Source organism: Arthrobacter sp. Sr24 (genome assembly GCF_054511175.1).
The window spans coordinates 15,560-28,033 of record NZ_JBTNDB010000018.1 but is presented as its reverse complement, the minus strand read 5'-3'; the positions used below and the strand labels follow the sequence as shown (position 1 = coordinate 28,033).

9 protein-coding genes are annotated in these 12,474 nt (G+C 59.9%); 4 read left to right on the top strand and 5 right to left on the bottom strand.

The genetic code is table 11. The features are described from left to right. Positions 1-54 precede the first annotated feature (54 nt). From ACX80D_RS12255 to ACX80D_RS12240, 4 genes are all read right to left on the bottom strand, one after another. On the bottom strand, positions 55-1,377 hold the full coding sequence (locus ACX80D_RS12255) for an extracellular solute-binding protein (RefSeq protein ID WP_459322951.1): 1,323 nt from the start codon (positions 1,375-1,377) through the stop codon (positions 55-57). 526 nt (positions 1,378-1,903) lie between these two features. Continuing rightward, complete coding sequence (locus ACX80D_RS12250) at positions 1,904-2,908, bottom strand: LacI family DNA-binding transcriptional regulator (RefSeq protein WP_459322950.1); 1,005 nt, start codon at positions 2,906-2,908, stop codon at positions 1,904-1,906. A 232-nt stretch (positions 2,909-3,140) separates the two neighbouring features. Beyond that, the gene (locus ACX80D_RS12245; RefSeq protein WP_459322949.1) at positions 3,141-3,839 is read right to left on the bottom strand and encodes a PIG-L deacetylase family protein; all 699 of its coding nucleotides are present in this window, start codon (positions 3,837-3,839) and stop codon (positions 3,141-3,143) included. Beyond that, complete coding sequence (locus tag ACX80D_RS12240; protein WP_459322948.1) at positions 3,836-4,669, bottom strand: trans-aconitate 2-methyltransferase; 834 nt, start codon at positions 4,667-4,669, stop codon at positions 3,836-3,838. The genes ACX80D_RS12245 and ACX80D_RS12240 overlap by 4 nt, the downstream gene beginning before the upstream one ends. Positions 4,670-4,730: 61 nt before the next feature. On the opposite strand from ACX80D_RS12240, the gene ACX80D_RS12235 reads away from it, so the two are divergent. The 4 genes from ACX80D_RS12235 to ACX80D_RS12220 all read left to right on the top strand — a co-directional run bounded on the left by ACX80D_RS12235 (position 4,731) and on the right by ACX80D_RS12220 (position 11,024). Next, positions 4,731-7,274 (top strand): DEAD/DEAH box helicase, encoded by a 2,544-nt coding sequence (locus tag ACX80D_RS12235; protein ID WP_459322947.1) that lies wholly within the window; start codon positions 4,731-4,733, stop codon positions 7,272-7,274. Positions 7,275-7,296: 22 nt separating this feature from the next. Then, positions 7,297-7,830 carry a GNAT family N-acetyltransferase gene (locus ACX80D_RS12230; protein WP_459322946.1) on the top strand — a complete coding sequence of 178 codons (534 nt, stop codon included), beginning with the start codon at positions 7,297-7,299 and terminating at the stop codon, positions 7,828-7,830. Next, positions 7,827-9,140: an alpha/beta fold hydrolase gene (locus ACX80D_RS12225; protein ID WP_459322945.1), complete on the top strand. Its 1,314-nt coding sequence runs from the start codon at positions 7,827-7,829 to the stop codon at positions 9,138-9,140. Before ACX80D_RS12230 ends, ACX80D_RS12225 begins: the two co-directional genes overlap by 4 nt. A 348-nt stretch (positions 9,141-9,488) precedes the next feature. Further along, positions 9,489-11,024 (top strand): stealth family protein, encoded by a 1,536-nt coding sequence (locus tag ACX80D_RS12220; protein WP_459323013.1) that lies wholly within the window; start codon positions 9,489-9,491, stop codon positions 11,022-11,024. A gap of 33 nt (positions 11,025-11,057) precedes the next feature. Here the strand turns inward: ACX80D_RS12220 and ACX80D_RS12215 are convergent, their stop codons facing one another. Next, positions 11,058-11,999, bottom strand: a complete 942-nt coding sequence (locus tag ACX80D_RS12215; RefSeq protein ID WP_459322944.1) for a phosphodiesterase — start codon at positions 11,997-11,999, stop codon at positions 11,058-11,060. Positions 12,000-12,474 lie beyond the last annotated feature (475 nt).

The window sequence follows — 12,474 nt, the reverse complement described above, 5'->3', positions numbered from 1 at the left end:
TGCCTTGCTTTTTTGCTAAATCGTGACGTACTGCACGTCATTGAACTAGAGTGCCTAAACCGGATTGGGTCTTGACAATAGAGTGTCTATTCGCTTAACGAATCCATCCCAGCCATCTTTGGCTTGGGTGCGGCCGAGCAGGACGTTCTGGATATTCTCGGCGAAGTAATTCTGAAAGTCTGATCCCGACCCGGTGAACCAAGCCCGCGGGTCATAGTTGATAGTGTCCGCCGCACCGGCGTAGTGCGCCTGCGGCAGGAGCGCCTTGTACTCAGCGGAGTTGACCACCGGCAGAAAGCCCGGAATGTGGCCAGCCTTGGCCCAATTGAGTGAGCCCTTCAAGAGGTGTGCCACGAAGGAGTACACCAACTCCCGTCTGCGCGGATCGAGATTGAGTTGGTTCGGCAGCACAAAGGCATGTGAATCAGCAAAGGCCGCTGGCGTTCCAAACAGTGTGGGAATCGGCATAGCATCTAAAGGAACTTTCGCCGTCTGCATGGTGGGCAATTCCCAGACACCACTCATGAAAAGTCCCGACTGCTGCCCGGCAAACTCTGCAATGGCGGTTCCGCCGTCGCCGCTAGAAGTTGCAATGGTGTCATCGAGAAGTGAATGCATATATTCCAAAACATCGATGGCCACGTCGCGATCAACCCCGGTCTTCTGGCCCTGAACAAGTTCCATAGAAGCCCCATGCTGCTTATAGAGCGTGTAGAACAAGCGCCACATCTGAGCACCATCGCCTAGGTAGCCATAGGAGAGGCCGTGCTTTCCGGTCACCTTCGCCATCTCCTTGGCCATTTCCTTGAACCCAGCGGCGCTATCAATGGTGACAAGCTGCCCGTTGTTTCCGAGATATCCGGCCTTCTTGGCTACCTCAGTGTTGTACATCAGGATGAAGGGGTGTGAGTCGAGCGCAATGGAGAACAACTTCCCATCCTGCAGGCTGTTCTCCCAGATACGGGGGGCGAAGTCCTGTTTTGTCACGCCGTACTTGGCGAGCGTGTCAAGGTCCCACGGATCCAGCAGGCCCCCAGGCGCATAGCCCGCCACGCGGGTGGCGTGCATGATTGCCAGCTCGGGCGGTCTGCCGCCGGCTGAGGCCATGGAGAGTTTGGTGTAATACGGGGCTCCCCACGCTAGGACGGTTCCGGTGACGTTGTAGTCCTGCTGAGATGCATTGGCGGCCTCAATCATGGTCTGCATCTTGATGCCATCACCACCGGAGAGCAGGTGCCAAAATCTCAGCTGCTCCCTTTCGGCAGCGCTTGCGGAACCTCCGCAGGCCGAAAGTAGTCCACCGACGCCGATGGCCGACAATGCCAGTCCCCCACCGCGCAGCAATTGCCGCCGTGACACGTTCTTGAGTTGATTCATCGCTCACTCCTTTGGATGCGATTACAGTGCAAAACCAAATTTGAGCAGTTGCACCCCGGTTGGTGGTGCCACTAAATCCCGTCATGATTTTGTGATCTGATGACGAGATTACATCGTTGTAATGTGACGCACAAGACATTTTTGTTAGCGCGCACAATATTTCTTTTTTGGACGGAGTGGGGACGACAGTGCAGACACGGCCAGAGAAGACCAGAGAAGACCAGGGAGGCTCAAGCTAGGCACAGGGACCTCCAGGCGAGGAGCACAAAGTACAGGACACAAGGAGATCCGACGTCAGACTGACGCCTATCCAGGAAAGTGAACCCGGCATAGTTACTGGCGTCAGGACAGCCACTCGTTTGGATCATGAGCCGTACTTTCGACACCATCCAAGAGGGTTCCCGCCACCACTTTCAGCCCGTCGACCAGCACACACTGATACTTGAGATCTTGCGGGACGGTTCGCAGATAGATCGCTCCAGCGGGTCAATGCCTTCCGGGCATTCCCATGAAAACTGCCGGCGGGCTAGTCGGGGCCCGTACTTGCCCGCGAAACCAAGACGTACGGCAGTACGACATCCACGGGGGCTTGCTGCCGATCATCGATCCGCCTCATCAACAGCCTGAGGACTTCCTTAGCCAGGGCCCGTTTGTCGAACGAGATCGTGGTGAGTGCAGGGACGGCGAACCGAGCAGGGTCAATATCATCGAATCCCGCAACAAGAACATCCTCTGGCACGCGATGACCCTCCTCAGCCAAAACACTGAGCGCTCCGATAGCCAAGGAATCGGTAAAGCAGAAGATGGATTCTGGAACTTGATTGTCTTGCAGAAAGTGCCGCAAAGCCCTTGCACTGCCGCCGGGTGTCCAATCATCACAGGGAATTTCCAAGGTCGAGTCATGAGCAATACCAAGTTCGGTCAACGCTTGACGATAACCCTGTGTTCGAATACTGGCGGTATCTGCACGCCGTTTATCGGTGGCACCGAGAATGGCAATACGACGCCGGCCTCCCTTCGCCAGCTCTAGGGTCATCTCCCGCGCTGCAGCGAGGTTATCGAGTCCAACGTGGTCCACGAGCCGTTGCACCACCTCACCAATCATGACCAGGGGCGGCAAGTTTTCCGCAACGCCTATGGACGTGTCATCGAGAGCGATCGGGTTGAGGATCAGACCATCAATGAGCCGGGTCCGGGCTCTGGAGATGAGGTCAATCTCGCGTTGCTGATCGTGCCCAGTCTCTTCGAGTTGGACACTCCAGCCGAGTTCATGAGCCACCTCCACAATATGGTGGGTCACTTCTGCTGAATAGGGTGTGCCCAGATCTGGAAGCGCCAAAGCGATCACGCCTGAACGACCATTGCGCAGCCCTCGGGCCGAAAGATTTGGAATATAGTCAAGCTCAGCGATGGCACTTTCGACCTTTGCCCGGGTGCTCTCACTGACCGGAACCAGACCATTCACTACATTTGAGACCGTTTTGGGAGACACTCCCGCACGGGCGGCAACATCCTTGACCGTGGCCCGCATAAATCCGCCTCCTTGGCACTTCACTCTTCGCCGATCGATAGCCTGATTCAATCACCTCAGCTGATATCCACCATCACATTACCCCGAGCCCGTTCATGATGTGCTCGGGCAGCTGCCCGCTAGATCCAGAGAAGACCGAGCCAGGAGGACTGCTGCGCCGCTACTGCCGTGGTGGAGGGAACTGGTGCCCCCACTGCCACAACAACCCCAAACCTGACTAGATAGCACAGATTCAGCCGTACAGCTCAAACCCGACGACGCCGCCGGCCGTCACCATCTCAGTTTGCTTGCGGGCCTGATCTGCTACAGGTGCATCGCTGAGGGCTCGGAGGTATTCGCGGTGTTCAGCCAAGGACGCTATGGCCTTCTCGATGCTGGCGGCCGATACTTTTTGGGCGTGGGTGGCCCGTGGAGAACTGATGGCAACCCACCGTACTTTGTGGCGCATCAAACCTTCCTCCGCCAGCTCGGGGAAGATCCACTCATTGTCTGCGTCGCCCACAGCATCCAGTACGGCACGGCCTACAGCCCGGTGGTCGGCGGAATTCCAAAGTCCAGGACCCCACTCATCCCGGTGGTTCAGTGTGAGCACCACGTCAGGGCGTGCACGGCGGATCTCCCGCGCGAAGTCTCGACGCAACGCCAACCCCTCCTCAATCCGTCCGTCTGGATGATCGAGAAATACCAAGTCCGTGACGCCCACCCGGGCACAAGCATTTTGCTGTTCCATGGACCTCAGCGGACCCGATTCCCCTGGCGCTAGGCCCGCAATTCCGGCCTCACCGCGAGTAGCCAGAACGTAACTGACGTCTTTGCCCTCCGCCGTCCATTGCGCCACCGCAGCCCCCATCCCGTATTCCGGGTCATCCGGGTGTGCAACCAACACCAGCGCCCGCTGCCAGTCCTGCGGAAACTGTTCTAGCTCACTCATTGCTTCTCTCCCACCATGAAAATTCGCCGGAACTCAAAGTTGGTGCCATGCTCTCCGCGTGGATATGCCTCATCCACCAACGAGGCATACTGACCCTCAAACTCGGCAGCTTCGCTAGGAGATAGAGTCCCCAAAACGGGTCTCAGTGCCGTCCCTCGAACCCACTCAAGGACAGGGTTTTCGCCCTGTAGAAGTTGGCTGTACGTTGTCTCCCACACGTCAACCAAGGCCCCGCCACTGAGAAACAGATCCTGATAGACGGCAGGTTCCGCCACCGCATCTTCATGCTGCAGGACTCCACTAAGCTGCTTTCGCCACCGCGAACTTTGGGCCAGTTCTCGCATTAACACGTGCGACGGCGCCCCAAAGTTTCCGGGGACCTGCACTCCCAGCCACGCACCAGGGTGCATGGTAACCAACCAGCCAGCCATGAGTTCGCGATGCCCCGGCACCCATTGCAGGGCAGCGTTAGAAACAACCACATCAGTGTCCGGATCCGGCACCCAACGGGCTATGTCGCCTTGGACAAAAGCCAGCCCCGGCGTGGGGCGGGGGCCGCTGGCCAAGGAGGCGCCGCCGTCGTCCGCGGGCGCCATGAGCCCCTGCGCCTGCGCCACCATGGCGGGGGAACTGTCCAGACCCAGCACAGAGGCTTGCGGCCAGCGCTGCGCCAAGGTGGCCGTGAGATTGCCCGGCCCGCAGCCAAGATCGACCACCCGCGCCGGCGCCGTAGCCCCAATCCGGGAGATCAGATCGAAGAAGGGCCTGTCGCGGAAATCACCAAACTTAAGGTACTGAGTTGGTTCCCACACAAATGGTTGATCCGTCATGGCGTTATCCTGCCACAGCCTGTCCCCCGCCGCACACGAGAACGCCTAAGCTGGGATGACCATGAATCTTCTTGAACAGCTTGCCACCCTGAATCCGCAGACCTCCACCGACGACGACGTACTGGACGCGTTTTTGGAGTGGACTTTAGACCGGGGGTTGGAGCTGTACCCCGCTCAGGAAGAGGCCGCGCTGGAGTTGGTTAGCGGTAACAACGTGATTTTGTCGACGCCCACGGGTTCTGGGAAGTCAATGGTGGCCATTGCCGCGCACTTCAACGCCATGGCCCGCGGTGCCGCCAGCTACTACACGGCTCCCATTAAGGCGCTGGTCTCTGAGAAGTTCTTCGCTCTGTGCGAGATCTTTGGTGCCGAGAACGTTGGCATGATCACCGGTGATTCCTCCGTGAACCAGGACGCGCCGATCATCTGCTGCACGGCCGAGATCTTGGCGAATATTGCGCTGCGCGAGGGCGAAGATGCCGATGTGGGCGTGGTCATCATGGACGAGTTCCACTACTACTCAGACCCGCAGCGCGGTTGGGCGTGGCAGTTGCCGTTGTTGGAACTGCCGCAGTCGCAATTCCTGCTCATGAGCGCCACCTTGGGCGATGTCAGCCGTTTTGAAACAGAACTCACCGAACTGACCAACCGCGAGACCACCACCGTTTCCTCGGGCGAGCGTCCTATCCCGCTGCATTACTACTACGTGCAGACCGGCGTCCACGAGACTCTCGAGGAACTACTCGCCACCAAGCAGGTCCCTGTTTATGTTGTTCACTTCAGCCAGGCCGAGGCCATCGACCGCGCCCAGACGCTCATGAGCATTAACGTGTGCACTCGTGAAGAGAAGGACAAGATCGCCGATCTCATAGCCGGCTTCCGCTTCTCCGCAGGCTTCGGCAAAACCCTGAACCGCTTGGTCCGCCACGGCATTGGCGTCCACCACGCTGGCATGCTGCCCAAGTACCGCCGTCTCGTGGAGCAGCTGGCCCAAGCTGGTCTGATGAAGGTCATCTGCGGCACCGACACCCTGGGCGTGGGCATTAACGTCCCCATCCGCACCGTACTTCTCACCGCCTTGAGCAAGTACGACGGCGTCCGCACTCGCGTTTTGCAGGTGCGTGAGTTCCAACAGATCGCGGGCCGCGCAGGCCGCGCCGGCTATGACACCGCCGGCACCGTCATTGTCCAGGCCCCCGATCACGTCATTGAGAACACCAAGGCCATGGCGAAGGCCGTTGCCAAGTTCGGCGACGATCAGAAGAAGCTGCGCCAAGTGGTTAAGAAGAAGCCGCAGCAGGGTTTTGTCAGCTGGGGTGAGCCCACATTCACACGTCTGGCCGAATCCGTGCCGGAGCCGCTGACCTCCAGCTTCACCATCACGCACGCCATGCTGCTGAACTTGCTGGAACGCCCCGGTGATCCGTTCCAAGCGGCCAAGGCGTTGCTCACCGACAACCACGAATCACCGTCCAAGCAGCGAGTGCTGATGCGCAAGGCCATCGGCATGTATCGCGAACTCCTTGGCGCCGGGGTGGTAGAGCGCATCCCCGAGGATGAACTTGAATCAGATGGCCGCACGGTGCGCCTCACCGTGCACCTGCAGATGAACTTCGCCCTCAACCAGCCACTCTCCCCCTTCGCTTTGGCTGCCCTGGACTTGCTGGATCAGGAATCGCCCAGCTACGCCCTAGATGTCATTTCCGTCATTGAGTCCACGCTGGAGAAGCCGCGCCAAATCCTCTCGGCCCAACTCAAGCGTGAGCGCACCGAGCGGGTCGCAGCCATGAAGAGTGAGGGCATCGAGTACGACGAGCGCATGGCCATCCTCGACGAGGTTACCTACCCCATGCCGCTTTCGGAGCTGCTTTTTGGCGCTTTTGATGTCTACCGCAAGGCATCTCCGTGGATGGGCGACTTCGAGCTGAGCCCGAAATCGATCATTCGCGACATGTATGAACGCGCCATGAACTTCGGCGAATACGTCCAGTACTATTCGCTGGCCCGGTCCGAGGGCATCGTACTGCGCTACCTCACGGACGCCTACAAGGCCCTGCGCCAGACCGTCCCGCAGGATGCGCTGCGCGAAGATCTCGAGGACATCATCTCCTGGCTGGGCGAGCTGGTCCGCCAGGTTGACTCCAGCCTCTTGGATGAGTGGGAGAAGATGACCAGCGGCGATTCTACCGATGGAGCCACGCTGGCGGAAACCGCACTGCCGCCTGCCCCGCCGAACCTGACAGATAACGCCCGTGCCTTTAGGGTCATGGTCCGCAACGAGATGTTCCGCCGCGTGGAACTCGCTGCCGATGATGACTATGAGACCTTGGGGAAGCTCGACGGCGAACACGGCTGGGATGCGGACCGCTGGGCCGACGCTCTCGATGAGTACTGGGACGAACACGAGTACCTTGAGTCCGGCCCGGCCGCCCGCGGACCCGCGTTGTTACACATCGCCCCATCCGCCGAAACCTGGGAAGTGCGCCAAACCATTGTTGACCCGGCAGGCAACCACGATTGGTTTATGAATGCCACAGTGGATCTGGACGCATCGAATGAGGCAGGTGCCGCCGTCGTACTCTTCAAGGGATTCAGCCGGATGTAGAGGCGCGCGATAAGCTCAAGGCATGACTTTGCTTCGCACTGCTGTGCCCTCAGATGTCCCCGCAATCCTTGGCATGATCCATGATCTGGCTGTCTATGAGAAAGAGCCAGACGCCGTGAAGAACACGCCTGAGATGCTCCACGCCAGCTTGTTTGGCGAGAATCCGCAGGTGTTTGCGCACGTGGTGGACTCCCCCGTTGCCGGCGAGCCCATTGTGGGTTTTGCGCTGTGGTTCCTGAACTATTCAACGTGGGAGGGCACGCACGGGATCCATCTCGAGGACCTGTATGTGCGGCCCGAGGCGCGTGGCGGCGGATACGGAAAGATGCTCCTCAAGCACCTTGCGCAGATCACGGTTGAACGTGGGTACGCGCGCATGGAGTGGAGCGTGCTGGACTGGAATGAGCCGTCCATCAACTTCTATAAGTCGTTCGGGGCGGCCCCCATGGACGGGTGGTCGGTGTTCCGTTTGGACGGTGAGGCGCTGGCTGACTTTGGCGCTCCGGCGTCCGCTGGCGTTTCCGCTTCAGTCGAAACCGCTGGGGCCCACTCATGAGCGATTCCTTTACTGTCCTGTCCGAAATGGCCAGCTCCGAGGCGTACACCATCCGCGGCGTGCGCATGCGCGATCATTTCTTCACGGTTCCGTTGGATCATGCTCAGCCTGAAGGTCCCACTATCGAGGTGTTTGCGCGCGAACTCAGTGATGCTCGCATTGAAGCCGACGACCTTCCCTGGTTGCTGTTCTTGCAGGGAGGACCGGGCGGTCGAGGCAGCCGCCCCGCCGGTTTGAACGGCTGGCTCGCCGAGGCCACCCGGCATTTCCGCGTGCTGATGCTCGACCAGCGCGGCACCGGACTGTCCACGCCCGCCACACGCCAAACCCTGCCACTCGAGGGCGATGTGGCGGCTCAGGCTGACTACCTCTCGCATTTTAGAGCCACGGATATTGTGGCCGATGCCGAGCTCATCCGAGCCACATTGGGCTCCGTACCGTGGACTATTTTTGGCCAAAGCTATGGCGGCTTTTGCGCCTTGACGTACCTCTCCTTCGCACCGTTGGGCGTCCGTGAGGCGCTCATCACCGGCGGTCTGGGACCGCTGACGGGCCCGGCGGATCAAGTTTATGAGGCAACGTTCGGCCGGCTGCGGACCCGCAACGCCGAGTACTTTGCCAAATACCCGGAAGACCGCGAACTGCTGACCCGCATCATGCGGCACACCGCCGAAGTCCAGGAGCTGTTGCCCACGGGTGAGCGTCTCACACCCGAGCGTGTGCAAATGTTAGGCAGCTATCTGGGCGGCAATACCCGCTTTGATGCCCTGCACTTCGTGCTTGAGGATGCGTTCACGCCCGCTGTCGACGGCGTCCGGCTCTCGGACACGTTCTTGAGCACCGTCTCGGCCTATGTGAGCCGTGCAGCGAATCCGTTGTACGCGCTGATGCATGAGTCCATTTATGTGCAGGACTCCCCCAGTAACTGGGCGGCCGCCCGTGTGCTTGCTGCGAATCCGGACTTCCTGCCCGATGCGCCGGAGCCGCTACTCACCGGTGAAGCCATCTTCCCGTGGTACTTCGAACAGGACCCGGCGCTAGTCCCCTTGAAGGAGCTGGCAGATGCGCTGGCCGTCCGTACCGAGGGTTGGGGGCCGCTGTACAACGTTGCACAATTGGCCAAGAACACCGTGCCCGTAGCCGCCGCCGTCTATAGCGACGATATTTTCGTGGATCGCGAGATCTCCATGGCCACCGCCGCAGCCGTCAACTGTCTCCAGGTCTGGGAAACCGCCGACTTCCACCACGACGGTATTGCCGACGACGGTGAAGGGATCTTCGCCAGGCTCCTAGGCATGGTCCGGGCGTAGCCCCAGCCCCCGGCCCCGCCCCCGGCTGAGGCTGTCTACCCTAGGTAAAGACCGGGCGCGGGTTGGGCGTGGCCGGGATCGCAAAACTGCTCACGTACCTAGACGCTTCGCTTCGGATTGTCTCGGATGTCTCGAGAATATTCCTCGCACTAGGTGGCGAGGAATAGAGATACCACTTGCGCGCCCGCGTCCCGAAAGTCGTTGAGGCCGCCCGTGGCATCCAGGGATTATCATTCAAAGAGACGCCTCTTTCGGCACTGTAAGTTTCTACACAGAATTGGAGTTCCCATTACAGACGTGAATGCCGCGCATGATGTTTATTACGGCAACCCTGCATCCGACGACGACCTGGACCTCCTTGAGGAAACCCCGCCGTCAGCCGTCGACCGCTTCAAGGATAGGGCCGACGTCGTCCAGCACCGTGGCCGTTACGTCCTGATCAACCACAACCGCACACCCAACGAAGCCATGGTGGAAGACCTGCTGTTCATTCGAGTCGCCTTAGAAGCGGCCGGGCTGGACTATCTGCTGGTGCGCGGCAACGATGAACGGCCTGTTATCTCCGTGGACTGGCAGCACCGGGCCGCGCTGCGCGATGCCCTTGTTGCGGCATGCGCCCGCGAACCGTTCTATGCGATGACCGTTGACGCCCGGAAGAAGACCGCACTGCTGGTAGCCGATGGGAGGCTGGCCAAAAACCGCCAATCCCGGATCTTGCGATTGTACCGACCCAGATGGGAGCCCGAGGGCGGACTGAGCTATGGAGCGTCTCTGGGGGTCCAGATTGAACTGTGGAGTTATGAAGGGGACCAGCTGGTGCTGCCCATCGAGAACTCCTTGACCCGGCGCACATTGTTGGCACAGGACGCCATGCGCGGCACGGTGGAACGCTATGGCCACGTCTGGCCAACCATTGAAAACATGTTTGCCGATCATGCCGCCGACATAGGCTTTGACATTGACCTTGTTTTCTCTTGGGTGGACGGCAGTTCGCCGGAATACATAGCCGCACGGCGCTCCCAGATGAAGGGCGTCGTGCTGGGTGAGGGCGACGACCACGAGGCTAGGTTCCGGCAGATCGACGAGCTCAAGTATGCCCTGCGCTCTGTCTACATGTTCGCGCCGTGGATTCGCCGCATCTTTATCGCCACGGACTCTCCGACCCCGTCGTGGCTGACCGAGCACCCGTCGGTGACGGTGGTTCGCAGTGAAGAGTTCTTCGCCGACCCGTCGGTGCTGCCCACACACAATTCGCAGGCCGTGGAGTGCCAACTGCACCACATCGACGGCCTGTCCGAACACTTCCTGTACTCCAATGACGACATGTTCTTCGGCCGTCCTGTCAGCCCTGAGATGTTCTACACACCCGGCGGGATCACGAAGTTCATTGAAGCTGAGACTAGGATCGGCCTGGGCGAGAACGACGACCAGCGTAGCGGCTTCGAGAACGCGGCCCGGGTGAACCGGAAGCTACTCTGGGACCGGTTTGGGCGTATAACTACCCGGCACCTAGAACATGCCGCCACACCGCTGCGACGCAGTGTCATGGCGGAGATGGAGCAAGAATTCCCTAAGGAATTCAGGGCCACCGCGGCCAGCAGATTCCGGGCGGCGGAGAATATTTCCGTCACCAATTCGCTGTACCACTACTACGGGCTGCTCACAGGCAAGGCAACCGTTCAAACGGACGCGAAGGTGAAATATGTCGACACGACGGTGCGAGCAGGGCTCAAGTACCTGCCCAAGCTACTGGCCAAACGCAACACAGACTTCTTTTGCCTCAACGACGGCAGCTTTCCAGAGGTCCCTGCCGACGAACGCGCCGAACTCGTCACGGACTTCCTGCAGAAGTACTTCCCCATTGTGGCACCTTGGGAGAAATAGTGCGCCGGCCACTGCCGGGATATTCCACCACGTTTAGCGCGGCGCCAGACCCCGCCGTTGCGCCTGGATAGGGATGTCTGTGGTGCGCTGCGCGGGGTCAGGGATTCTCACACCGGCCGCAGCCAAGCGGCTTTGTGTTTCCTCGGCGCTAACACGCTGACCGACTGTCTGGCCGGATCCCAGCGGCACAGTTGAGTGAACAATGGTGTGTTCGTACACATGGACTAAATTGAAGGACTGCCCGCCATCACGGCCGCGGATGCCTCCGACAGGTACGTTGAGGTCTTGGGTGTAGCAGGTGGACGAGGCGACGGAGACCGGGATCCCGGCAAACATGGCGGTCGTCGAGTAATGCATATGGCCCGCCAGGATGGTGCGTACGTCCGAGCCGCGCAGCACTGCGGCCAACTCTGACTGTCGGCGCAGCTCCACCAGCACGGAGAGGTCCAGAACGCTGGGCACAGGCGGGTGATGGAGGGCCAGGATCGTTCCGTCAGGGGCTGGCGTGGAAAGTTCGCCGGCCAGCCACTCCAGCTGGTCCGCGTCAAGTTCACCGTGGTGGAATCCAGGCACCGACGTGTCCAAGGTGATGACCCGCAGCCCGTTCAAAGAGTAGCTGTGGTCCACGGGCGCGTCATGTGCGGGTTCCGCCAACAGGCCCGTCCGGAAGTTTCCACGGTGGTCATGATTCCCCATCGCCCAGATCACCTGGGCACCTAAGGCTTGGCAGGCGGGCTCCACGATCCGGCGCAGTTTGGCGTACGCCTCCGGCTCGCCTTTATCGGCAAGGTCGCCCGTAAAGACCAGCGCGTCCGGGCGGATCCCCGACGCAGCGATCTCAGCGAAAGTTTGGCGCAATAGTTCCTCGCTGTCCACCGCCCCGTACAACAGGTCCGGACCACCCAGCAAGTGAGTGTCACTCATGTGAAGCAGGAAGTGACGCGGTCGAGGATGCTCCGCCTCGATGAAATCCATGACTACCTTAATGGTCGGGTGGATGCGGCGTTTGCCGTGTCCCTCTCATGAAACTCCATCCAATCACTTCCCGCGTGAATTCTGGGTTAAGGGAGCAGGAAAGGTTCGTGAATGTCAGAATTGCGCGCCCCTTGGTCATTGATGGAGTACTGGGAGTCCCCGTCCCAAGACGTGCCGTGAGCGCGCAAGTCCGTCGTGGAACGTAACAGAGGCTCGGGTGACGTCACCCGAACCGTGTCCGCGTCGCTGAGGTAAATAGCAGCGACTGCGACTATTCCCCGCACCGGGGTAACAGAGCCCAGTTAGCGCTAACCGACGCCTCGGTGTGCCGCCTTGCCTTTAAGGCATCAGTCCTAGCAGGCGCCGACCCACAAATTTCCCTTATCAATCTCACAAATTACCCCTATCGATCAGGTATGGTGACGTGGACGATCTGAAATCGCCTGTGAAACCACACAACACTGATCTGTTTCTT